This is a genomic window from Gottfriedia sp. NPDC057948 (assembly GCF_042887255.1).
GTDB lineage: Bacteria > Bacillota > Bacilli > Bacillales > Bacillaceae_G > Gottfriedia.
Genome location: NZ_JBHVPN010000003.1, coordinates 319,974 through 344,319, shown reverse-complemented (window position 1 = coordinate 344,319; position 24,346 = coordinate 319,974). Strand labels below are relative to the sequence as shown.

Here is a 24,346-nt window from a genome sequence, read left to right as displayed (position 1 = left end):
TTCTTTACTTAATTGCTATTCTTACTATAAACTGTATTGGAAGGGTCGCGACTATCGCTGATACTTCAAGGGTGGTATCTGAATAGGGTCAATCAAACTTTAGTATCCTAAGAAGAACTACACCAGGTTTTAAAAAATCAATTCAAAAAATGTGTCTGCCTTGATCCTATAAGGACTGGGACAGAGGAATGAGACGGTTTACAATTTTCCTTTGTTCTCTCCCAGAGCAAAGTTTTTTTATTGTAGCCCCCATTTCCTCTTCATTTAAAAGGAGGAAAAAAGATGAAAACAACAAAAGATTTTTTAAACATGAAACAAAATAATGACCCAATTGTCATGATTACTGCTTATGATTACCCATCAGCACTATTAGCAGAAGCAAGTGAAGTAGATATGATTTTAGTCGGTGACTCACTTGGGAATGTTGTCCTAGGATATGATTCTACAATTAAGGTGACTGTAGATGACATGATTCATCACTCAAAAGCTGTTAAACGCGGGGCAAAAAATACGTTTATAGTGACAGATATGCCATTCATGTCTTACCACTTTTCAAAAGAAGAAGCATTACGTAGTGCATGTCGCATTATGCAAGAAGGTGATGCACACGCTGTTAAAGTTGAAGGCGCAGATGAAAATGTCTTAGATGTGATTAAAGCATTAACAATCGCGGGAGTACCAGTTATAGCTCATTTAGGATTGACTCCTCAATCTGTAGGTGTATTAGGTGGCTATAAAGTTCAAGCACGTGACTCTGAAAGTGCGATGAAATTGTTTAACGATGCAAAAAAATGTGAAGAAGCAGGTGCATTTGCAATCGTACTTGAATGTGTACCAAAGCAAATTGCAAAGGATATTACTAAGGATCTTTCCATTCCAACAATAGGAATAGGTGCTGGTGTTGATACAGATGGTCAAGTACTTGTTTACCATGATTTAATAACATATGGTGTTGGTCGTGTAGCTAAGTTTGTTAAACAGTATGCAAATGTCTCTACAACAATTGAAAATGCAATTGCTTCATATGTACAAGAAGTTAAAACTAGACAATTTCCAGATACTAAACATTCGTTTACGATGAAAGAAGAACAGTTAAAGGCATTATACGGGGGAAGTTCGCAATGAAAGTGTTTCACACGATAAATGATTTAAGAAATGAATTAAAAGTTCACAGAAAAAATGAAAAATCGATTGGATTTGTTCCAACAATGGGGTTTTTACATGAAGGTCATGCGTCATTATTAGAAGAAGCTAGAAAAAATAATGATATCGTCGTTTTAAGTATATTTGTTAATCCGACTCAATTTGGCCCGAATGAAGATTTTGACCGATATCCAAGGGACTTTGAGCGAGATGAAAAAGTTGCACTAAATGCTGGTGTAGATTGCCTCTTTTATCCAACAGTTGAAGAAATGTATCCAAATGAATTAAAATCAACTATGAAAGTAACAAAACGAGTAGATGTCCTTTGTGGTGAAAAAAGACCTGGACATTTTGATGGTGTTGCATTAGTTGTAACAAAATTATTTAATATTGTTCAACCAGACCAAGCTTATTTTGGATTAAAGGATGCTCAGCAAGTCGCTGTAATTGAAGGTTTAGTTGAAGACTTTAATATTCCTGTAAAAATTAATCCAGTTCCAACTATTAGAGAAGAAGATGGATTAGCTAAAAGTTCAAGAAATGTCTATTTAACAGACAAAGAAAGACAAGAAGCACCAGTTCTTTATAAAAGTTTACAAAAAGCAGTTGAAGAGATAAATAATGGGAATTTAAATCCAGCTCAACTTAAGCAAAATATTATTTCTACAATACAAAGTGAAACATCTGGAACAGTAGATTACGTAAGTATTTATTCTTATCCAGATTTAGAGCCTTTAAATAAAATAAATGGAAAAGTAATTATTGCGTTAGCAGTTAAATTTTCTAATGCTCGCTTAATCGATAATATTTTAATTTCTATTTAAGGATTGAACAACTAGGGGGAAATGACATGATTCGCACAATGATGAGAGCAAAACTTCATAGAGCTACAGTTACAGAAGCTAATTTAAATTATGTTGGAAGTATTACAATTGATCAAGATTTAATGGATGCTGTTGATGTACTTGAAAACGAAAAAGTTCAAATTGTAAATAATAATAACGGTGCACGACTTGAGACATATGTTATTCCAGGAAAACGTGGAAGTGGTGTAATTTGTCTTAACGGTGCAGCAGCTAGATTGGTTCAAGAAGGCGACAAAGTAATTATTATTGCATATGGTCAGGTAGAGGAAGAGAAACTGGATCAACATGAACCAAAGATTGCTATTTTAAATGATGCAAATGAAATTGTCGAAATGATTGGCAAAGAAATTGCAGGTACAGTTAAGTAAAAAGTCAACTTTTGAATTTCGAAGCATGAAGATACATGATGAGGATCAAAAGTATTTAACACAACAAGAGAAACAGCGAAGAAAACGAGCGTTTGAGGGCAATTTGAAATCCCCTTCTTAAGGGGATTTTTTTGTTGGTTGCATTGTTTAATCTGTTTATGCAAAATAATATCTATATAGAGAATTTGGAGGTGGCAAAATATGAATAAATTTGTGGTCGTTGACTTAGAAACAACCGGAAATAATAATAGAGGTCAAGATCGAATTATTCAAATTGCAGCCTTTTTATTGGAAAGTGGAGAAGTTATTGAACAGTTTTCAAGTTTTATTAATCCAAACATGAATATTCCAACCTTTATTTCTGAACTAACAGGGATTTCAGATGAAATGGTTCAATATGCTCCTCAATTTGAACAAATAGTCGAAGAATTATACCCGATGTTTAATGACGCTTATTTTGTTGCACATAATGTGCATTTTGACTTAACATTTTTGAAAAAAGAATTTGAGCGGATTGGTTTACCAGAAATTTCACCGTTAGCTATTGATACAGTAGAGTTAACAAGAATTTTATATCCAACCTTAACTAGTTATAAATTATCTGATCTAGCAAAAGTATTCAATATACAACATGAAAACCCACATCAAGCTGATAGTGATGCTGAAGTAACTGCCGAATTATTAACCATTTTATTAAAAAAACTTGAGAGCTTGCCATATGCATCATTAAAAATATTAGAAAAACTTAGCACTAGCTTTAAAAGTGACATTACATACTATATTTCGGATCTACTTCAAAAGCAATCTGAATCCTTTTCAAATGAATCTGTTGATTATGAAGAATTTAGACGAATAGCGCTTAAAAAAAGAAGCTTTAGCTTACCTCAAGAAGAAGAAGATTTTGTAGAATTCGACGAGCATCTTAAACTTGAGCTTGTAGATCAGATGGCTGTAGAAATTCCAAATTTTATAAAAAGAGATGAACAATTTGCGTATATGCACGATGTGTTCGATGCATTTAGCCAGAATAATATTCTCTTAGCTGAGGCTGGAACAGGTGTTGGCAAGACATTTGGTTATTTAATTCCATCAGCATTTTTCTCAAAACAATTTGGCAAACAAGTGGTCATTAGTACAAGTACCATCGCGTTACAAAAACAATTACTTAAAAAACATATAAAAACGGTTGAAAAAATAGTTCCATTTCAGTTAAAAATAGCTTCTATACAAAGTAAAAGAAATTATCTATGTCTGCAAAAATTTGAGTATATTGTTGGCGAACAATTTGATGATAATTACGATAGCATTTTATCTAAGGCTATGATAACAGTTTGGTTAACTGAAACTGAAACTGGGGAGTTAGATGAATTATCACTCCCTTCAGGTGGCTTACATTTATGGGATCGTGTTTGTTGTAACGAAGAAAGTGAAAATAAAAAAGCAAATCCTTGGTTTCATAAATGTTTTTATCAAAAGGCTAAAAATCAATTAATGTTAGCCGATATAATTATTACAAACCATGCATATTTATTGTCTACTTTAAAAAATAAAGATCACTTAATTAATTCTGTTAAAACGATTGTAATTGATGAGGCACATGCTCTTGAGGAGACTGCATCAAAAACTTTTGGAATCACTTTTTCTTGTTTAAAATATTATCAATATTTAAGTAGATTAAGTACTACTGATAGTAATGAACTTGTTCACCGATTATATAAATTTGATGAGGGAATACCAAATCGTGAAAAATGGTGGAAAAAAGTTGATCATTTAGTAAAAGAAATAAAGTATGAATCAGAAGAGTTATTTAGGTTATTACGTGATTTTATTTTAAGTAAACAAAATGAACTTGATAAAGAAAATATTAGACAGTCAATTACATTAAGTGATAAAAATACTGCTAGCCAAAATTGGAAGGTTATTCAAGAATGTGCGAATAGATTAATGCATGTGAATAACACTTTATTCACGGGTTGCGAGCAATATTTAAATTTAATTGAAGATAATAAGGTATCGGCGTTTCACCGTTCAATCGTTAAGGAGTTTAAAATGATTATTGACCAATTAAAAAGCATGAAAAATGGTCTTTATGAAATATTATTCGATAAAAATGATCATTATATTTGCTGGATGGAAACTGAAGCAAAAGGTTCATTTCATACGACAATGCTTTATAGTGAGAAAGTTGAAAATGCAGATTTAATACAAAATTATTTAATTAGTGGAAGAAATTCTATTGTACTAACATCTGCTACAATGTCGATTGATTCATCCTTCTCATTTATAAGGTCATCATTAGGAATTAGTGAAAATAACAATGTTATTGAAAAAATCTACCCTGTCCCAAATGATTTTGCCCAAGGGATGAGAGTCTATATTCCTTCAGATTTAATGGGAATAAAAGAAATCACTCAAGAAGAGTATGCATTACAAACTTCGAATACAATTCGCAAAATTGTTACGGAAATAAAAGGTAGAACATTAGTTTTATTTACAGCTTTTGATTTATTAAAACAGACTTATGATCAATTAATACAAGATTTAGACTCACTGAATTCATCTGTATTAGCTCAAGGTGTTTCTCCTGGTGGAAAACAAAAGTTAATAAAACAGTTTTTACAATCTAAACAAACAATTTTATTAGGTACGAACACTTTTTGGGAAGGAATTGACCTACCTAATGAAGAATTAGATTGTTTAATCATTGTACGCTTACCGTTTACAAACCCTGAAAAGCCTATGTTTATTGCTAAATCAAATTTATTAAAAAAAGCTGGAGAAAATTCTTTCTCAAGTTTAGCTTTACCATTAGCAGTATTTAAGTTCAGACAAGGTTATGGTCGTCTTATCCGAAATGAAAAAGATCAAGGTTCATTATTTGTTTTAGATAATCGCATAATAAATACTAGTTATGGTTCAGAATTTTTAAAGTTAATTCCGAAAAACAAAATAAAAATTAATACAATGGATGAATTATTAAAAGATTTTTAGGAGTTTTTCAAAATTTAGCATAAGAATAGTAGGGGATTTAAGGTTAGACGTGTGGTATAATGACATAAATTGTAATGTATTTATAATACATTTTTAGGAGGAGCAACATGAATTCAAATATTGAAGTATTATCAACAACAAAAATTGAATATACTAGAGATTTATACAAAATTGTTGATAGTTTAAATCGTACTTTAAAAGAAAAAGATTTAATGTTTGGTCTTGCACTTGATAAAGAAGATCAAGAATATGCGGTATTTACAATTTATCGAACATAAATGAGGTATATATGAAAAAATGGTTAGTCATCCTTGGATTAAGCATCATTTTTCTATCATTATTTTTAATCGCTACCTATCAATCATCAATTTCAATGCTAAGTGATGATAAAAAACATGCCGAAGAGCTTGTTTTAAATCAAGGGTATTTAAAATCTGTGGAAACTTCTGATTATTTCCATGGAAAAGAACAAGCGATCGTTGTAAGTGGTAAAGATGATGCAAATAATGAAATGATCGCGTGGGTACAGGATGGAGAAGTTATTACACGAAAGAAAAGTGAAGGATTGACCCAAAAACAAATCATTGACAAAGTTGTCAGTGAGAGAAACCCAAAAAAAATACATAAAGTAAAGTTAGGAATAGAGAACAAAATACCACTTTGGGAAGTAGTATATATAGACCAAGACGGCCGATATAATTTTTACTACGCTGCTTTCGAAAATGGAGAGCTTTTAAAACGTTATAGTATTTAGGGGGAAATTAACAAGATGAAACTAGCAAAAAGAGTAAGTGCACTAACACCATCTACAACACTAGCTATTACAGCAAAAGCAAAAGAGATGAAGGATCAAGGAATTGATGTAATAGGATTAGGAGCAGGTGAGCCTGATTTTAATACACCAGTTGAAATTATTGAAGAAGCTTATTCAGCAATGCTTAAAGGCCAAACTAAATATACTCCTTCAAACGGTTTACCAGCTTTAAGACAAACTATTTGTGATAAGTTATTGAAAGATCAAGGATTAACTTACTCCCCAGGAGAGGTTGTAGTTACAAATGGTGCAAAACATGCACTTTACACACTTTTTCAAGCGATTTTAGATCCTGGTCACGAAGTAATTATTCCGACACCTTACTGGGTAAGCTATCCTGAGCAAGTTATATTAGCAGAAGGTGTACCAGTATTTATTGAAGGTTATGAACATCAACAATTTAAAGTAACACCTGAACAAATCGAAGCAGCGATTACAGAGAATACAAAAGCGATCATTATTAATTCACCAAGTAATCCAACTGGTATGATTTACGATGAGCAAGAATTAAAAGCAATCGGAGAAATTTGTTTAAAACATGATATATTAATCGTTTCTGACGAAATATATGAGAAATTAGTATATGATGATGCAAAACATGTTTCAATTGCTTCGTTAAGCCCAGAGCTTAAAGAGCAAACGATTATTATCAATGGTGTATCAAAATCTCATTCAATGACAGGATGGAGAATTGGATATGCTGTTGGTAATAAGGAAATAATTAATGCCATGACAAATCTTGCTAGCCACTCTACTTCAAATCCTACTACAATGGCTCAAATCGCTACGATTAAAGCATATGAGTTAGGCGATGGTCCTGTTGAGGAAATGAGAGTAGCGTTTGAAGATCGTTTAAATAAAACTTATGAGCGCTTAATTACAATTCCAGGATTTAGCTGTGTTAAACCAAATGGTGCATTTTATTTATTCCCAAATGTGACTGAGGCAGCTAAAATGGCTGGATATCAAAATGTAGATGAATTCTCTACTGAATTACTTGAAAAAGCTAATGTAGCGGTAATCCCTGGTTCAGGATTTGGTTCACCTGATAATATCCGACTATCATATGCAACATCTCAAGTACAGTTAGATAAAGCTTTAGATCGCATTGAGCAATTTATGAAAGCAAGTATCTTAAGTTAATTTCAATCGTTGGTAACTCATATTTTTAAATAAAAAAGCTAAGCAAATGCTTAGCTTTTTTCAATACATTTTTTGTATTAATTTTAAGCACCACTAAGCAAAAGCATTTCCTATTTATTAAACAGACTATATCCTTAATTAAATAATTTATTAGTTGGTTTTTTAAATACTAAATAGATATACTAAAATAGAGGTGTGATTTACATGCCTCTATTTATTTTTATTTCACGAGTTTCTTTTACTGTATATTTTATGTAATCATGCTATACTATGCTAGAGGTGTTCGAAGTGAATAATAATAGCATTCTAAACTGGATTCAATTTGGGAATATTAGTATTCCAAATATACTTCTCAGTCATTATTCTTCTTTAAACATAAATGAAGAAGAACTAGTCATGATTCTACAGCTTTTCTCTTTTCAACAACAAGGTCATACGTTTCCAACACCTACTCAATTAGCAAAGATTATGTCAATAAATGAACAAAAATGTATGGAAGTTATTCGAGAACTTCTAAAAAAAGGTTTATTAGAAATTACGGAAGAAATTGACCATCATAATTTACGTTGTGAGGCATATTCACTATCTCCGCTATGGTTAAAATTAATTGATTTGACCCAGAAAGGTCAACAATCAAATGAAAAACATACTATTCCTTCAATTATTGAACAAGAAGAGGAATCAATTTACTTAGTGTTTGAAAAAGAATTTGGTAGATTATTGTCTCCTTTTGAGATTGAAACTTTAACAATGTGGATGGACCAAGATGATCATAATGAAAAACTAATAAAAACAGCACTTAAAGAAGCAGTTATTAGTGGGAAATTAAATTTTCGTTATATAGATCGTATTCTTTTTGAGTGGAAGAAAAATGGAATAAAGCAAGTAGACCAAGCAATGAATTATAGTAAGCATTTTAGAAAAAAAGAAACAAGAGAACCACAAAACGAAACAAAGTATACAGGATCAATTCCTTTTTATAATTGGCTTGAAAAATAAAGCGAGGACATGCTCCTCGCTTTATTGTGTAAACAATGTACAAAAAATTTGAACAGACTGTCAAAAAAGCGTTTGTCTTTCGAGGCGTGAAGCTTGGTGAGGAGCGGAGTAACCTTTAAAGGGTAATGAGCACTACAGGGCAGGCGAAACAACGAAGAAAGCGGCGATTGTCAGGTAGTCTGAAGCGAGGACATGCTCCTCGCTTTTGTTTAGTAAGGAGTGTTTTGGGATGTTAAATAAACAACAAATAAATGAGGTTCTTAATATAATTGGTGATATGTTCCCTGATGCACATTGTGAATTAAACCATAAGAATCCGTTTGAATTAGTAGTAGCGGTTGCTTTATCCGCTCAATGTACTGATGTTTTAGTAAATAAGGTAACAAAAAATCTATTTGAAAAATATAAAGAACCTCAGGATTATTTAAATGTTACTTTAGAGGAATTACAAAATGATATTCGGTCAATCGGACTTTTTAGGAACAAAGCAAAAAATATCCAAAAATTAAGTGAAATGATTATTAATGAATTTAATGGTGAAGTTCCACGTACTAGGGAAGAACTCGTTAAATTGCCTGGAGTTGGTAGAAAGACAGCGAATGTAGTAATGTCAGTCGCATTTAATATACCAGCAATTGCTGTAGATACTCATGTTGAAAGAGTTTCAAAAAGATTAGCTATATGCCGTTGGAAAGATTCTGTATTAGAAGTAGAAGAGACATTAATGAAAAAAGTTCCAATCGAAGACTGGGGAGTAACACATCATCGACTCATATTTTTTGGTAGATACCATTGTAAAGCTCAAAGGCCGAGTTGTGAGGTATGTCCTTTACTTGATCTGTGTAGAGAAGGAAAAAAACGTATGAAAGTGAAGAAAGTAAATGACAAATAGTATTTATAAAGATTTTATCGTTACGCCATTTTATAAAGACAATGCTAATGACCAAATAATCAATGAAGAAATTAAAATTAAAAATAAACCGTTTTTTTATGAAAGCTATCAGATTCTAGTTAATAAGAGCACTAACATCCCGAATGAATGCGATGAAATTATTAAAGAGATGATTAATGAATGGAAAGAGGAGTCTGAACACATTTCTAACTACTTAAAACAACGGAATCGAAAACTTGCGAGTGAACCAATGATAAGAGGCTTAGCTAATTTTATATCAATTCTTACTTGGATAAATGGCCAAATGCTGCTTAATTTAAATAATTTATTACTTGAGTTAAATAAATTAAAGATTAAGCCAATTAATTTAGATGAGCGTATTAGTTTTGTATTAAATCAACCAGATCACTATCACTCATTTATTCAACTTTCTGGCTTATATACGGAGTTGGAAAAGCTTTATTATAAGCAAAAAATAACCTCCTCAAGATGAGGAGGCTTATTTTATATTTAGAGTAGATCATTTATTCTTAGGCTTAATGTTTAGATTAATCACATAGAAAAACCTCCTCAAAAAACGAGGAGGTTTTTAATTTATGCAATGATATTACGTTCCAACTTATTAAATCGATTATTAGAGTATGAATCTGAGTTATACGAAGTTGGATTCGTATTTGTTGGTTTTGATGGTTTATTTGGATCTGGTGTAGTAGGAGGTGTAGTTGGATTTGTATTACCATCTCCAGCTCCGCCACCATCACCTGTACCAGTACCCGTGCCGTCACCGTTGCCAGTACCTGTGCCGTCACCATTGCCAGTACCCGTGCCGTCACCGTTGCCAGTACCTGTGCCGTCACCGTTGCCAGTACCTGTGCCGTCACCGTTGCCAGTACCTGTACCGTTACCGTTGCCGTTGCCGTTGCCATTGCCGTTACCATTGCCATTGCCATTACCGTTGCCATTACCATTACCGTTACCGTTGCCATTACCATTACCGTTGCCATTACCATTACCGTTACCGTTGCCATTACCGTTGCCATTACCATTGCCATTATTATCAGCTGGTGGGGTAGTAGGCTCTTGGGTAGTAGATAAATCGACTGTAACAGTAACCGCCGCACTCTTAGTATCGCCATTAGTTGCCACGATTGTAATTTTTACTTTGTTTCCAGCGACGATACCATTAATTTTTGCTGATGTTCCATTTACTTTTTGAGTTTGACCTTTAACACCGTTAATATCATAGTTTACTTCAAAAGTAGTAGAAGCAAGTAACTCAGAAGGATACTGCCAATTTAATGAAACACTGCTCGTTTTTTCATCATATTTCGCTGTAACACTTTTAGCTGGATCTAATGTATCAGGTGTTGGTAGATCATCCATTTTTTCACCTTTAATATATAATTCGTTTTGTACTTTTACAACTGAACTTGGTTTATGGAACTCAGATGAACGATCAGCTGTTGCTGCTAACATATCTCTAGCAATATATTTAGCTAAATTTGTTGATGTTTTACTTAAATAATGACCTTCTTTATTTTTCTCATATCCAGTCCATACCGAAATAGTTACATCTGGAGTATAACCAACAAACCAACTGTCTCGCGTTGCGTTTGAAGGGAAGCCATATTTGTCTTTTACTTCTTGTGGGTAGTTTGTCGTACCAGTTTTACCTGCCATATCCAGACCAGGTACATTAGCTCTACCACCCGTACCACCTGGAGCCTTAACAACATCACGTAGCATATCTGTAATCATATATGCAGTGTAATCGCTCATTGCTTGTTTTGGTTCAGGAGCTAATACTTTTTCAGTTTTATCTTGATAGATAATTTTTGTAACAGCATGTGGTTTTATATATACACCGCCATTACCAAAGGCTGCATATGCACCTGCCATATCCATTGCAGATACACCTGTAAATCCACCGATTGCATGAGACTCATAAAAACTGTCCTTTTGGAAGTTAAATCCAAGTCCGTTTCCAAATTCACGTGATTTATCTAATCCAACTTGCTGCATAGTTTTTAATGCAGGAATATTTCTTGAACCGATTAACGCCTTACGAATCGATAATTTACCTTTATAGGATTTATCAGCGTTTCGAATAGGTGTCCCATCAGAATATTGATATGGCTCATCAACAAGTTGATGATTAGTAGACCATTTTAAATATTGGATTGCAGGACCGTAGTCTAGGATTGGTTTAATAGTTGATCCAGGTTGTCTTTTAATATCTGTTGCAAAATTTAAACCACCACTTGTTGTGTTTCTTCCAGCACCTACTGCTTTAATTTCACCTGTTTTAGTGTCAGTTAACACAAAACCAGTTTGGAAATCATCACTTGGATAAAAGTCAGATCCACGATTAATAATTTCATCTGCTTTAGCTTGTGCTTTTGGATCTATAGTTGTTTCAATTGTTAATCCATCTGTATTTATATCTGCATCCCCGTATTTTTTTACCTCATCCATAACAACATCAATGAATGCTTGATACTTTGTTTGACCACTTTCATGAACTTTTACTAATGATTTCTCTGGAATTGCTTTTGCACTAGCATATTGTTCATTCGTTATATATCCATATTTTTTCATCTGACTTAATACAACATTTCTTCTAGCTTCTGATTCAGCTGGATGTTTTGCTGGATTGTAGTTGTTTGGACTTTGTACCATACCAGCAAGTGTAGCTGCTTCAGGTAATGTAATTTTCGATAAATCTTTACTAAAATATGTTTCACTTGCTTTTGCTACACCATAAACTCCTCGGCCTTTTAAACCATTTGAGAAATAAACTTTATTTAAATACATTTCTAAAATTTGTTGTTTAGAATATTTTTGTTCAAGCTGGAATGATAAATACCATTCTTGTACTTTACGTTTAATTGTTTTTTGTGGAGACAAGAATGAGTTTTTGACAACTTGTTGAGTAATTGTACTACCACCTTGTGATCCAAATCCACCAGTAATATTAGCTAAAACTGCGCCAAGCACACGGCGGATATCAACACCCTTATGCTTATAAAAACGTACGTCCTCAGTAGCAATAAATGCATCTTCTACTACTTTAGGAATCTCGTTATATGAAACTTTCGTTCTTTGTTCAGTTCCTAGCTCAGCAATAACATTGCCATTTTTATCTAGAATCGTAGACGATAAAGGTACTTTAAGCTTTGATTCATCAAGTTTAGGTGCATCACTTACTAAATAATAGAAAGTTCCAACACCTCCGAGAATACAAAGTACCGCTAAAGTTAATATTGATAAAGTAATCTTTTTCCATAAACCTTCACGTTTTTTTGGTTTGACATTTGAAGGCTTTTCCATTTCCAATTGTTTTCGTTCTTGTCGTGAACTATACTCTTTTGCCATTTTTTTGTTTCTCCTGCCTTTCAAATGAACTTAATGAAATTATGAAAATATTAAATTACAAAAAGTTCATCGATACATTTTAAGTAAGGAACAATGATTGGATAACTTGGTTTAAGTAACGTTCCATACTCTTTGCATTCTTCTCTAGAAATTGATTTTCTTCCACCATCTGTTTGCCTTTTCCAAAAGGTAAGAATATCAGTGGCTTTCATAAAATAAATTTCATTATATAATGAAAATTTTAATATGACAAACGAAATTCCACCGTGATTCAGTACATTTTCCATATGCTCTATTTGGTGTAAATGAAAATTTTGTAAAGGAAAACTAGTCTTATTATTGGTTTCCTTAGCTTCAAAATCAATATACTTCCCTTTATAGATGCCATTATAGTCAGTAGTTGATGGTTGCTTAAAATAGGCTTCTCTAATCACTGCAGCACTTCTTTTTGGATAGTCTACTTTTACGATTTGTACAGGTGTTGGTTTTTTATGTATGTTTGCGATGTTATTTGATAAATAATACGTATTAGTAGCATTTAAATCATCTTCAAGGGACATTCCGCGATTACTATAAGTATTATTTGATTTTACTTGTATTTCGTTATTTTTTTGACTTTTTTGAACTACATTATTTCTTCGATTTGGGTAACTTATTGTCATAAAACCAACTCCACCTTAATTTACATACAACTTGTATTATAGCACTAAAACAGATGTTCGTGTAAAAAAATACCAGATTGCTTGGGGTGAGTCAATGAATGCAAACCATGAAAGCTGGAAAGGTTTCATAAAAGAAAGAAGAGAAGAGCACCACAATTTATCAAAGGAAGAAGCAAAACTTATTGATTTAATAAAGAAAGAAACAGTTAAATATAATGCTGATAATATTTCCAGAACGATTGCATACCAAGAATATTTTTTAAGACAAAGTGAAATCGAATGGTCTTTTCTTGCAAGTATGGTGTCACGTAATGCAGGCTATAACATGACAGATTTGGAAAACCAAATATTCGTTAATGGACTAAGTGTAAAACAAAGAAAACAGCTTTTTATGACATATGAACGGGCAAATTGGATTATTTTTTTAGATGCATTCCCACAGTTACTTCTTTTTGAATATTCAAAAGTGAATAATAAGCCATTATTTTATTTATTGAAATATTTTTCAATATCTAGTTTTATGGAAATTGAATGGGAGAAATATTGGACGGATCGTGATAAGAAAAGGCTAGTTTATTCATTAATTATTAATGAACAAAATATGATTGAAAGACCAGTCATTCAAAATAAATTTTTTAAAAGTGAAGTTTTTAATTCTTTAGCATTTAAACTACAGGAACAATTAAAACTTAGTTATGTTATATTACCAACAAGAAATGGTGAACTATATGGACTTGGTGTTTACCAATTTGAAGATTTAACGAAAAGAATTCAAATTGGTAAACAATTATATTCCATCTTATTTCATGAGGATTTACACAATGAATTTATCGATTTTGCCATGCAAACTATTCACACAGGCAGTAGAAGTGATTATGAAGGGTTAGTTGGAATTACAAGTTCAAATAATCCGAAATTAAGAGATGTTTATCCAATAATTCCTCATACACGAACTGCTCTAGATGATTGGTATACAAATAGTAAAATTTTAAATGAATGGTATGAATATGAGGAAGTTATTAATGGAGATAGTTTTAAGCAATCTTTTTTAATAAAGCAAGAGCTGCTTGGTTCATTATTAAAATTGAAATCGATTTTTCAATAAAATTGGTTATAAATTTTAGTCGAAAAAAACTAGCAAACAAATGCTGGCTTTTTTCTCATGCTGTTGAAAAACTACATTGTCAATTAATTATCAAATTTTCATTTTTAGTTGAAATAATGAAATTGCTCAAAAAATTAACATTTAAACCATTAAAAAGATAATTCAAAAAATGCTAATTTTATCATTATTAAATGTTTCACTTAAATTCCGTTTTCTCAATTGACGATTTTATATTTCAACAAAAAAAGCTAGCACACAAATGCTAACTTTTTTCTTTTAAATCGATTTCAATAAAAAGAATGTCTATGAAAACCAGTGTTGCTACTATTTATGTAGCAGGGAAATTAGGACCATCTAATTTTGGATTACCAGTTTGTTGACTTTTACTTTTTTCTTGTTTTTTCTTTTTTTCATTTTTGTTTTTTGCCATTTTGAAACACCTCCATGTAATATACCTTTCCCAATTCTGTTCCACGTTACAAGTTTTTTTGTCGAAATTATAGATGAAAATACCTTTATTCACTTTGTTTAGCGAAATAGTTCTAGTTTTGTCACTAGGGAAGGAGGTAGATGAACTATTGTTGAATTTATTCTGTATAGAAAATTAGGAAGAGGAGTTGAACTGTATGGAGTTAATTCAAAGAGATGAATTTTTTCGAGCAATTGATGAATTTTTAAATGAGGTAGAATTTATTGAGCACTCCTTAGCTTTAAGAATTGATCAAAAATGTGATGAAGAAAAGAATTTACTTTTAAATAAGATCCAGTCAACAACAGTGCATCTTCATCATTTTGAAAACAAAGTAAGTCAAGCAAAAGAGGGTGGTAGTTGGATCTCAACACCATTTTTAGGAAGACAATTAGCATTTAATATTTAATAAATATAAATAAGTAAAACATATTTGTTTTGAATGAAGGGATAAGAGAATAATGGAATTAAATAAAGCGATACACTTTTACAATTTAGTAAATGTGTATCGCTTTATTTATTATAATATTATATTCCCGATTTCTAAATTGGCTTACAAGCGCCAAATCGTTCAAGTTCTTTAACTAATTCTCTGTAATGTTGAATAGTAACCTCACCATTTAGGTAATTTTGTTGTAAAAAGTCCATTAATTGATTAAAGTCAGTTGGTTCGAAACTTTTTGATGAAATAAACTTGCTCTTTAATTCTTGTAAAGTCATTATTACCCCTCCAACATTAAAATTTAATTAACAACTTGTATAACTAAATAAAATGTACCATAAATATTTAAAATTTAAATTTTTTTAAAAATTTAAACTTCCGACATATTATGACAAATAGCGCATAAACTAATAGAAGTAACAGATTAGGCATTTGTAACATATTTATAAATGAGAAAACTTATAATGGATGTGAGAATATGAGATCTCAAATGTTTCCTCCAAATCATTCAGATAACAGCTTTGAATGGTTTAGAAAGCAAAATCAAGTGATTGATGAGAATTTTAATTTTCCAGAAATGAATCAAATATCAGATGAAAATCAGCGTTATTATGGAAATACAATTCAACCCTTTTCCCAAAACCATACTATGAATACACAACAACCGCCAGTTCAATCGCAACAGACTCAACATGCACAATCCACTCAACTAACACAACTAGTTCAACCAGTTCAACCAACACAATCAACTCAATCAATCCAACAATCTCAGATGATTGAGCCATCTTATGGGGGACCATCAATACAAACAGGTAGTTATGATCAAAGTCAAATGCAGTATGCAGCACCACAACACTTTTCAATGCAGCATCCTACTGTTTCATATAACCAAGGGTATCAATACGATCCTAATTATTACGGAATGATGCAAAACCAATATCCATATATGCCAATGAATTCTTCACAATTCGGTAATCAAACGAACTATTTAAGCAGCCCTCAAAATCACCAGTATTCAATGCAACCTCAACATGCTCAAATGTTACAACAAGGCCCATTTACAACTCCACCAATGTTTGCGCCTAGTACACCTTATCCAACACAACCAAAAAAATTAAACCAGCAAAATAATAATGGTCAATCATTTCAGTTTTCATCAATATTAAATCAATTTAAAAATGGTTCAGGTTCATACGATGTCCCAAAAATGATGTCTACTGCGGGTCAAATGATGAATACCATGAATCAAGTAGGTGGACTATTTAAACAAATAGGGGTTTTATTCAAATAAAAAAAGCCAGGATCTCCTGGCTTTTTTAAATCGTATAAAGAATTTACCTTCTATACAATTAATCATTTCTAGATAAAGAATGTACAAGCTTGTAGCGGTCGGCTCTGTATACAGTCAATTCGTACTCTAAAACTTTGCCACTTCTTAAATATGTTGTACGATAAATGGCCAATACGGGACAATTTGGCGGGATTTCTAATAATTGTGCTTCTTCTTCAGAAGGCATTCTAGCTTGAATCGATTGATCAGCATATTGAATAGGATCTGGAATATTGGCATTTACATAATCAAAGAATGATTTTTCTAAAACACTTTGATTTAAGTTTGGAGCAATATCGCATGACACGTGGATACTTTCAATCGACATAGGAATTGAGTCTGCTAAACGGACACGTTTTATAAAATAAATAGGATCTTTTTCTTTTATCTTTAGTATATTGGATAATGCTTTATCAGAATTTAAAATATCAAATTGAACTAACCTACTACTTGGTTTTAAACCTCTCTCAATCATTTCTTCTGTGTAACTATTTAATCTACTAATTTTTTTTTCAACTTTTTGACGACTAACAAATGTACCTTTACCTTTTTGTCTGTAAACAATTCCTTCTTGAACTAAATTATTTAATGCTTGTCGAACGGTCATACGAGATATTTGGAATTTTTCTGAAAACTCTCTTTCTGATGGAATCAATTCATCAGCAGGGTATTCACCTGATGTGATTTTACATTTTATGTATTCTAATAATTGATGATAAATTGGTATTGGGGAATTTTTGTTAATCATTTTTTACTCCTTGAATTGCATTAATTATCTATATTTAAAACGATTTCATAACTCATTTTAAAGGAATAAAATGCTTTCGGCAATCATTGTATATACTCGAAAAAATCAGAAAATTTAAACTTTTAATCATTATTAATTTTATTGTTGTGAAATATGTTCAAACCTAATAAAATAAAAAAGTTGACATTAAAGTATATTTAGGATATTGGAGAGGATAATTTTGAACAAAATACTTTTTTTATTTTTTTTCACAATTACATTAACATTAATTATTTTTACGAGTTTTAAACAAGCTTTATATGTAATGTTATCATAAAATTTCGACGAAAAAATTTTAACAATAATATTCCTATCACAATAACTAATCTTAAAGGGAATAAAATATCCTCTATGAGCAGCTATCAAATATTGAAACATTGATCTTAAATTGGTCTTAATAGTTGATTTCCACTAAGCTTATGACTACTATGCAAAGTTAAATATTAGATTCCCTCAATATAAATTTCTACATTTGAATATTATTTAAATTAATGGTTTTTGAGAGATAAATTTATACTTACAATTTTATTTGTTTACTAAATATTTGAAATTAAGCTGAGTATTTAATAAAATAAAATTTAATTTGTGGAAGAACTTTTAGTTCTTCCTAATTTATTATTGTGAGGTAATATGAAGATACTACTTATATCTGGTTATAAATCATTTGAATTAGGCATTTTTTCGAATAAACACGATGCAGTTAAGTACATAAAAAAAGCAATAAAAAATAAAATACTTTTGTTCATAGATGAACTAGAATGGATTATTATTTCAGGGCAAATGGGTACTGAATTATGGGCCGCAGAAGTAGTATTCGAGCTTCAACTTGATTATCCCGAATTAAAGTTAGGTATTTTTACACCCTACGAAGATCAAGAAAAAAATTGGAATGAAGCAAATAAAGAATATTATAATGAAATCTTAATTGGGGCGGATCACGTCGACTCAATTTCAAGAAAACCATACGAATCTCCAATACAGTTAAAAGCAAAAAATGAATTTTTAGTTAGTAAAAGTGATGGATGTATTTTATTTTACGATAATGAAAAAGAAGGTAGTCCTATATATTTATATGATTTAGCATACAAGAAAAATGAACTATTTAATTATCCTGTAGAAATCATCACATTTGACGATTTACAAGTGATTGCAGAAGAGTCTTTTGAGAATGATGACAATAAATATAGGGAATTATAGAATAGATAATTGACAATTTATGAAGAGTTTGAAAAAATAGAAGGTAAATATTTCTAAATGTTTTGGGGTGATACACATGGAATCAACAAAAATAAAACTAAGTATAAAAGATATCCTAAATAAAGAATTTAAAGTTTCAATGCGAGGATATAATCAAGAGGAAGTGGATCAATACTTAGACACGGTCATTAAAGATTATGAATCGTTTCAAAATCAAATCGTAGCCCTACAACAAGAAAATGCAAAGTATAAAAAATTGTTGGAGGATCAAAAAAACACAGCTACACCTCCGCCTTCACCTTTTAATAATACGAATACTGATGTTCTAAAAAGATTATCAAATTTAGAGAAGCATGTTTTTGGTAGTAAACTATTCGAATAATTTTAACTTAATTTATATTTTAAGAAAGCATTGCAAACTTAAGTATAATTTACTATACTAATAAATGTTCGTTTCAATATGTTCGGGTAATCGCTGCAACGCTAGACGTTGTTGAGGAAAGTCCATGCTCGCACAGTCCTGCGATGGCTGTAGTGTTCGTGCCTATCGAAGTCATAAGATAGGGTAGCTGTGAAATCAGCTAACGGCAGGGAACGGACCTAAGTCCTTTATGGATATGGTTCTACTACCTTTAAAGTGCCACAGTGACGTAGTCCTCGAAGAAATGAGAGGAGTGGAACGCGGTAAACCCCACGAGTGAGAAACCCAAATTATGGTAGGGGAATCCTTTCAAAGGAATTGAACAGAGAAAGGGACAGATTATTCTGTAGATAGATGATTACCACCTAGTAGTACGAGGCGAGAGCCGCTTGAAGTACGAATGGTACAGAACATGGCTTACAGAACATATGAAATGATGAAACTGTTTAAAAACTCTTCATTCTATGGAGAGTTTTTTGTAATTTCGACGTTAATTGTTCATAATGAAAATAGGAATCAAAATGAAAATATGAAAAGAAAAGTACATTCTTAATTTGAATGAGATAGGTGGTTAAATTGGCGAAATATACATTAATTGCTACTGCTGCAATGGGGATTGAAGCTCTAGTCGCTAGAGAAATCAAAAGCCTAGGTTTTGAAGATGTAGTAGTTGAAAATGGTCGAGTATTATTTAAAGCGGACGAAGCTGGAATTGTGAAAGCGAATTTGTGGCTTAGAACAGCTGATCGAGTGAAACTACGTGTTGGTGAATTTAAGGCAACCTCTTTTGATGAATTATTTGAAAAAACAAAAGCCTTACCTTGGCATATGTTTATCCCAAGAAACGGTCAATTTCCTGTGTCAGGAAAATCGCATAAATCAAAATTATTTTCAGTATCAGATTGCCAAGCAATCGTCAAAAAAGCAATTGTTGATAAATTAAAAACAATCCAAAATATTCAAGGTATGTTAATTGAAGATGGTCCATTATTTCGAGTGGAAGTATCTATTTTAAAAGATATCGTAACATTAACGATTGATACTACTGGTCGTGAAGGCTTACATAAAAGAGGATATCGTGTAGATCAAGGTGAAGCACCATTAAAAGAAACACTTGCGGCTTCATTAATATTACTAACGAATTGGAATGCTGATTTACCTTTTGTTGATCCGTTTTGTGGATCTGGTACTATTCCAATTGAGGCTGCGTTAATTGGACATAATATCGCTCCAGGATCGTTTAGAAGCTTTGCGTCTGAAGATTGGCATTGGATTGGTAAAAAAAGATGGAATGAAGCAAGACAAGAAGCAGAAGACTTAGCTAATTATGATCAAAAACTTGAAATAATCGGATCAGATATTGATCATCGAATGATTAATGTTTCAAAAGCGAATGCTGATGAAGTTGGATTATCAGATTCAATTGCTTTTAAACAAATGCAAGTAAAAGACTTTACTACTAGATCTGAGTATGGGTATGTTGTTACCAATCCACCATATGGTGAGCGATTAAACGATCGACCTTACGTTGAAAAGTTATATTCAGATATGGGGAATGTATTTACAAAATTAGATACATGGTCAGTGTATGTTCTTACTAGTCATGAGGAATTTGAACAATTTTACGGTAAACCAGCAACAAAAAAACGTAAATTATTTAATGGTTTCATTAAAACTGACTATTATCAATACTTTGGAAAAAGACCTCCAAGAAGAATCGAAGAGTAAAAAAGTTAAAAGTGTGTTCCCAATTGTCTATTCAGACGATTGGGGCACCTTTTTATTTATACTAACGTATTTCGTTCAAGTTTTTACGTACAAAACTTGAACAAAAATTGTATTCTTTTTGTTAACATTATAAATTTATTGCAGGTACAATTCTAAATCCATGATTTTTTTCAAGTAAATGTGCAACATGCCAATTCGTTTCTGCAGTACTTTTATATTGTGTGACTAGATCATGGAATTCATCATTAGAGAAACTCTTTTCATGCTGAAGTAAATAAAGGTCTCTTACAACACTTATATCATCATTTGTATCAAAATTAGTCTGAATTAAAGAATATAAGTACAAATAAACACCTCCAAACTACCATTTTTATCATTATTTTATAGATTTCCCGATAATTCGAATGTTATTGCCATTAGATAATTTTGAAATATAATCATTTTTCTTTTAAATGGAAAATGATAATTTGTTACAATAAATCTAGAAAAATAAGCCAATTTAAAGGACTGATCAAAAATGAAAAAACCACGTATTGGAATGGTAGGATTAGGAAATATTGCACAAAAAGCATATCTACCCATTCTTACAAAAGAAGAAAACTGGGATTTTATCGGTGCATTTTCACCAAATAAAGAAAAACGTAAGAAAATATGCTCACAATACCGAATTCAAGATTTTGAAAGTTTGGAATTACTTGCAGAACAAAGTGACGCAGTATTTGTACATAGTGCAACTAGTTCACATTTTGAGGTTGTATCGTATTTACTCAATAAAGGTAAAGATGTATATGTTGATAAACCATTAGCAGCTACATTGCCAGAGTCGGAAAAATTAACTGAATTAAGTATTAAACTAAATCGAAAACTTATGGTTGGATTCAACCGTCGATTCTGTCCAATGTATGTGCAGGCAAAAGAACAAGCAAAGAATATAGCGGTAATCAGATTTGAAAAACATCGAGAGAATAAAATTGGGTCTAATTCATTCGAGTTTACGATATTGGATGATTATTTACATTTAGTTGATACGATTAGATGGTTTGCAGATGGAGAAGTTAACTTGATTAATGGAAGAGTTCAACTCACTCATACTAATCAATTAGAGTATGCTACTCACCAATATGAATCGATAGAAGGAACATCTATTAATACAGTAATGCACAGAATGGCAGGAACAAATCTTGAGCGCTTAGAATTAATTACTGAAGGTTCGATTATTAGAGTAAAAAATATGAACAACTTTGAAGTAGAAAAAAATAACTCAATAAATAATTCGTTTTCATCATCATGGGATACAACATTAAAACAAAGAGGTTTTGAGGATTGTATTAACCATTTTATCAATTGTATATACTCTGATGAAAATCCATCGATCAATGGAGAAGAAGCATTAAAATCTCAAATGATTGTTGAAGAAATGATAAAGCAAGCAAAAGGCTGGTAAAGTTATCTAGAAATCTTTAAGAATTTAAAGCAAATTTATTTTCGTTCCAAATATACAATTCCATTAGTCTTTAGGTGATCATGCCTTATTTCCCTTGCCTTTCCCTCACATTTTTTGTATGATAGCGGGTAGAGACAATTTTTAAATAATATAATGGATCGAATAAATTTGCAAAATTAAAGTTCTCAAAAGAGGACTTTTTCTTTTTAATTTACATTTTGGGGGTAGCAATGAGTCATTCAACTAAATTACCTTTCGAGGTAGGAAAGCAAGACCAATTCATTGAAAAGTTAGGGGAATGGATTGGGGACGTTTTTTACGATTTATTACCAGATGCAGGCTATGAATTAAGAGATGAGCAAATCTTTATGGCTTATCAGGTTGAAAGAGCGTTTAAGGAAAAGAAAGTTATTTTTGCTGAAGCAGGTGTTGGTACAGGTAAAACGTTTGTCTATTTGCTATATTGTTTATGCTATGCAAGATATACAGGTAAGCCAGCTATTATCGCATGTGCTGATGAATCTTTAATTGAGCAGCTAGTAAAGAAAAATGGCGATATTGAAAAATTATCGAATGCTTTAAATTTGTCAATTGATGTTAGATTAGCAAAATCAACTACAAATTATTTATGTTTAAAGAAATTGGATTTACAACGTTCAGAAATTGATGTATCAGATGCTGTTTTAGGGGTTTATGAAAATTTACCAAGCTTTGTAAATGATTATGGAACACTCCAAAAGTTTACTCCATATGGAGACCGTACTGAATATAAGGATCTAACAGATGAAGAGTGGGATACAATTTCATATGATTATTTCCAGGATTGCTCTACTTGTGAACAAAGACATCGATGTGGACAAACTCTATCAAGAGAACATTATCGTAAAGCAACTGACCTAATTGTATGCTCACAAGAATTTTATATGGAGCATATTTGGACGGTAGAATCTAGAAAACGAGAAGGTCAATTGCCATTACTACCTAATCCTAGTTGTGTAGTATTTGATGAAGGACACTTACTTGAATTTGCAAGTCAAAAATCGTTAACTTATCGTCTGCAACAAGAGACATTAAATACATTTTTATCATTTTTAATGCAATCAGGTACACGTGAAAGCTTCCAACAGTTACTAGAAGATACATTAGAAACGTACGATCAATTCTTTTTTGAATTAGATAACAATACCGAAGAAGTTGAAGGATCTAGACGTTTTAATCTGAATATGAATGAAAAATTAATTAAGTTAGCAAGGAGACTAAAGTCTCAAATTAGTAGCATTGGTGATGAATTAGTCTTTGAAAGTGAAATGTATACGATTGATGAATATCAGCTAAATATTGTTGATGAGCATTTAGATGATGTTGAGCGTTGCTTAAATTTATTTATTAATGAAGTTACAGCGATTCAATGGATTGAGTATAATCAAAATGAATTAACATTAGTCATCATGCCTAAGGCGGTAAATGAGCTTTTACAAGAAAAAGTATTCAATCAACAAATGCCGATTGTATTTTCATCAGCAACTCTTTCTCAAAATAGTTCTTTTGATTATATCGGAGGTAGTTTAGGGATAAAAGATTACTTATCATTTTCGGTCAATTCTCCGTTTGATTATGATGAACAAATGAAAATAGAGTTAAATCAAGTTGACCCAACCAAAATTGAGGAAAAAAATGAAAAGATTATTGAGAAGTTAAAGGAAAATAACGGAAGTACATTAATTCTCTTCAATTCAACTCAAGAAATGAAAAAATTTAAACTGCAAGTTGATAAAGAAAAATTGGACTTCAATTTATACTTTGAAGGTGAAGAAGAGATTAGTTCGATTGTACAAAAATTCCAAGAAGATATTAACGCGTCTTTATGTGCTGTTCATTTATGGGAAGGATTAGATATTCAAGGAATGTCACTAAGTCAAGTGATTATTCATGCGCTACCATTCCCGCCAAATGATCCTGTATTCCAATCTAAACGTCAAAATGCACAAAACCCTTACTTTGAGATTGATGAGCCGTATATGTTATTAAGATTACGCCAAGGTATCGGACGACTAATCCGTAGTCATGAAGATAAAGGAAAAATCGTTTTATTTATTGAGAATGATCTAAACAATGAAACGAAAGAAAAAATCTTAAACAGTTTGCCTGTTAATCCATCATAATTAAAAAG

General features: G+C 31.6%; 23 protein-coding genes and 1 other RNA gene. 19 read left to right on the top strand and 5 right to left on the bottom strand.

The features are described from left to right. Positions 1–282: 282 nt before the first annotated feature. The 10 genes from panB to ACFVRR_RS08205 all read left to right on the top strand — a co-directional run bounded on the left by panB (position 283) and on the right by ACFVRR_RS08205 (position 9,709). A complete protein-coding gene (gene panB, locus ACFVRR_RS08250; RefSeq protein WP_387326865.1) occupies positions 283–1,125 on the top strand; it encodes a 3-methyl-2-oxobutanoate hydroxymethyltransferase in 843 nt (280 codons plus the stop codon). Continuing rightward, a complete protein-coding gene (gene panC / locus ACFVRR_RS08245; RefSeq protein ID WP_387326862.1) occupies positions 1,122–1,967 on the top strand; it encodes a pantoate--beta-alanine ligase in 846 nt (281 codons plus the stop codon). The genes panB and panC overlap by 4 nt, the downstream gene beginning before the upstream one ends. A 26-nt stretch (positions 1,968–1,993) precedes the next feature. Further along, positions 1,994–2,377 carry an aspartate 1-decarboxylase gene (panD, locus tag ACFVRR_RS08240; RefSeq protein ID WP_025671415.1) on the top strand — a complete coding sequence of 128 codons (384 nt, stop codon included), beginning with the start codon at positions 1,994–1,996 and terminating at the stop codon, positions 2,375–2,377. Between the two features lie 201 nt (positions 2,378–2,578). Next, complete coding sequence (gene dinG, locus ACFVRR_RS08235; protein WP_387326858.1) at positions 2,579–5,368, top strand: ATP-dependent DNA helicase DinG; 2,790 nt, start codon at positions 2,579–2,581, stop codon at positions 5,366–5,368. A gap of 107 nt (positions 5,369–5,475) precedes the next feature. After that, on the top strand, positions 5,476–5,646 hold the full coding sequence (locus tag ACFVRR_RS08230; protein ID WP_082459338.1) for a YpmA family protein: 171 nt from the start codon (positions 5,476–5,478) through the stop codon (positions 5,644–5,646). Between the two features lie 11 nt (positions 5,647–5,657). After that, positions 5,658–6,122 carry a cell wall elongation regulator TseB-like domain-containing protein gene (locus ACFVRR_RS08225; RefSeq protein WP_387326854.1) on the top strand — a complete coding sequence of 155 codons (465 nt, stop codon included), beginning with the start codon at positions 5,658–5,660 and terminating at the stop codon, positions 6,120–6,122. A 15-nt stretch (positions 6,123–6,137) separates the two neighbouring features. After that, the gene (locus ACFVRR_RS08220; protein WP_387326851.1) at positions 6,138–7,325 is read left to right on the top strand and encodes a pyridoxal phosphate-dependent aminotransferase; all 1,188 of its coding nucleotides are present in this window, start codon (positions 6,138–6,140) and stop codon (positions 7,323–7,325) included. 288 nt (positions 7,326–7,613) lie between these two features. After that, positions 7,614–8,324 carry a DnaD domain protein gene (locus ACFVRR_RS08215; RefSeq protein WP_387326849.1) on the top strand — a complete coding sequence of 237 codons (711 nt, stop codon included), beginning with the start codon at positions 7,614–7,616 and terminating at the stop codon, positions 8,322–8,324. Positions 8,325–8,553: 229 nt separating this feature from the next. Beyond that, positions 8,554–9,216: an endonuclease III gene (nth, locus tag ACFVRR_RS08210; RefSeq protein WP_387326847.1), complete on the top strand. Its 663-nt coding sequence runs from the start codon at positions 8,554–8,556 to the stop codon at positions 9,214–9,216. Then, on the top strand, positions 9,206–9,709 hold the full coding sequence (locus ACFVRR_RS08205) for a YpoC family protein (RefSeq protein WP_387326845.1): 504 nt from the start codon (positions 9,206–9,208) through the stop codon (positions 9,707–9,709). Before nth ends, ACFVRR_RS08205 begins: the two co-directional genes overlap by 11 nt. 101 nt (positions 9,710–9,810) lie before the next feature. Here ACFVRR_RS08205 and ACFVRR_RS08200 read toward each other — a convergent pair whose 3' ends face one another. Next, a complete protein-coding gene (locus ACFVRR_RS08200) occupies positions 9,811–12,591 on the bottom strand; it encodes a transglycosylase domain-containing protein (RefSeq protein WP_387326843.1) in 2,781 nt (926 codons plus the stop codon). 50 nt (positions 12,592–12,641) lie between these two features. Further along, positions 12,642–13,253 carry a Holliday junction resolvase RecU gene (gene recU, locus ACFVRR_RS08195; protein ID WP_056466590.1) on the bottom strand — a complete coding sequence of 204 codons (612 nt, stop codon included), beginning with the start codon at positions 13,251–13,253 and terminating at the stop codon, positions 12,642–12,644. Positions 13,254–13,347: 94 nt separating this feature from the next. Between recU and ACFVRR_RS08190 the strand changes: the two genes are divergently transcribed. Continuing rightward, the gene (locus ACFVRR_RS08190; protein ID WP_387326840.1) at positions 13,348–14,358 is read left to right on the top strand and encodes a DUF2515 family protein; all 1,011 of its coding nucleotides are present in this window, start codon (positions 13,348–13,350) and stop codon (positions 14,356–14,358) included. A 626-nt stretch (positions 14,359–14,984) separates the two neighbouring features. Next, entirely contained in the window at positions 14,985–15,236 is a 252-nt protein-coding gene (locus ACFVRR_RS08185) for a hypothetical protein (RefSeq protein WP_387326837.1), read from the top strand. A 134-nt stretch (positions 15,237–15,370) separates the two neighbouring features. Here ACFVRR_RS08185 and yppF read toward each other — a convergent pair whose 3' ends face one another. Beyond that, positions 15,371–15,547 (bottom strand): YppF family protein, encoded by a 177-nt coding sequence (gene yppF / locus ACFVRR_RS08180; protein ID WP_082459337.1) that lies wholly within the window; start codon positions 15,545–15,547, stop codon positions 15,371–15,373. A 200-nt stretch (positions 15,548–15,747) separates the two neighbouring features. Here yppF and ACFVRR_RS08175 point away from each other — a divergent pair, with 200 nt between their 5' ends. Beyond that, on the top strand, positions 15,748–16,560 hold the full coding sequence (locus tag ACFVRR_RS08175) for a YppG family protein (RefSeq protein WP_387326834.1): 813 nt from the start codon (positions 15,748–15,750) through the stop codon (positions 16,558–16,560). A gap of 58 nt (positions 16,561–16,618) precedes the next feature. On the opposite strand, the gene ACFVRR_RS08170 is transcribed toward ACFVRR_RS08175, so the two are convergent. Next, entirely contained in the window at positions 16,619–17,347 is a 729-nt protein-coding gene (locus tag ACFVRR_RS08170) for a GntR family transcriptional regulator (RefSeq protein ID WP_387326831.1), read from the bottom strand. Positions 17,348–18,016: 669 nt separating this feature from the next. Here ACFVRR_RS08170 and ACFVRR_RS08165 point away from each other — a divergent pair. The 4 genes from ACFVRR_RS08165 (at position 18,017) to ACFVRR_RS08150 (ending at position 20,732) form a co-directional block, all read left to right on the top strand. After that, a complete protein-coding gene (locus ACFVRR_RS08165; protein ID WP_387326828.1) occupies positions 18,017–18,583 on the top strand; it encodes an SLOG family protein in 567 nt (188 codons plus the stop codon). Positions 18,584–18,659: 76 nt separating this feature from the next. After that, positions 18,660–18,965: a cell division regulator GpsB gene (gene gpsB, locus ACFVRR_RS08160; protein WP_097978859.1), complete on the top strand. Its 306-nt coding sequence runs from the start codon at positions 18,660–18,662 to the stop codon at positions 18,963–18,965. A 78-nt stretch (positions 18,966–19,043) separates the two neighbouring features. Then, positions 19,044–19,429, top strand: an RNA gene (gene rnpB, locus ACFVRR_RS08155) — RNase P RNA component class B. 151 nt (positions 19,430–19,580) lie between these two features. Continuing rightward, complete coding sequence (locus ACFVRR_RS08150; RefSeq protein WP_387326825.1) at positions 19,581–20,732, top strand: THUMP domain-containing class I SAM-dependent RNA methyltransferase; 1,152 nt, start codon at positions 19,581–19,583, stop codon at positions 20,730–20,732. Positions 20,733–20,859: 127 nt separating this feature from the next. Here the strand turns inward: ACFVRR_RS08150 and ACFVRR_RS08145 are convergent, their stop codons facing one another. Further along, the gene (locus tag ACFVRR_RS08145) at positions 20,860–21,078 is read right to left on the bottom strand and encodes a hypothetical protein (RefSeq protein ID WP_069031943.1); all 219 of its coding nucleotides are present in this window, start codon (positions 21,076–21,078) and stop codon (positions 20,860–20,862) included. 171 nt (positions 21,079–21,249) lie between these two features. Between ACFVRR_RS08145 and ACFVRR_RS08140 the strand changes: the two genes are divergently transcribed. Further along, positions 21,250–22,176 (top strand): Gfo/Idh/MocA family protein, encoded by a 927-nt coding sequence (locus ACFVRR_RS08140; protein WP_387326822.1) that lies wholly within the window; start codon positions 21,250–21,252, stop codon positions 22,174–22,176. Positions 22,177–22,406: 230 nt separating this feature from the next. Continuing rightward, positions 22,407–24,338 carry an ATP-dependent DNA helicase gene (locus ACFVRR_RS08135; protein ID WP_387326819.1) on the top strand — a complete coding sequence of 644 codons (1,932 nt, stop codon included), beginning with the start codon at positions 22,407–22,409 and terminating at the stop codon, positions 24,336–24,338. Positions 24,339–24,346: the final 8 nt, after the last annotated feature.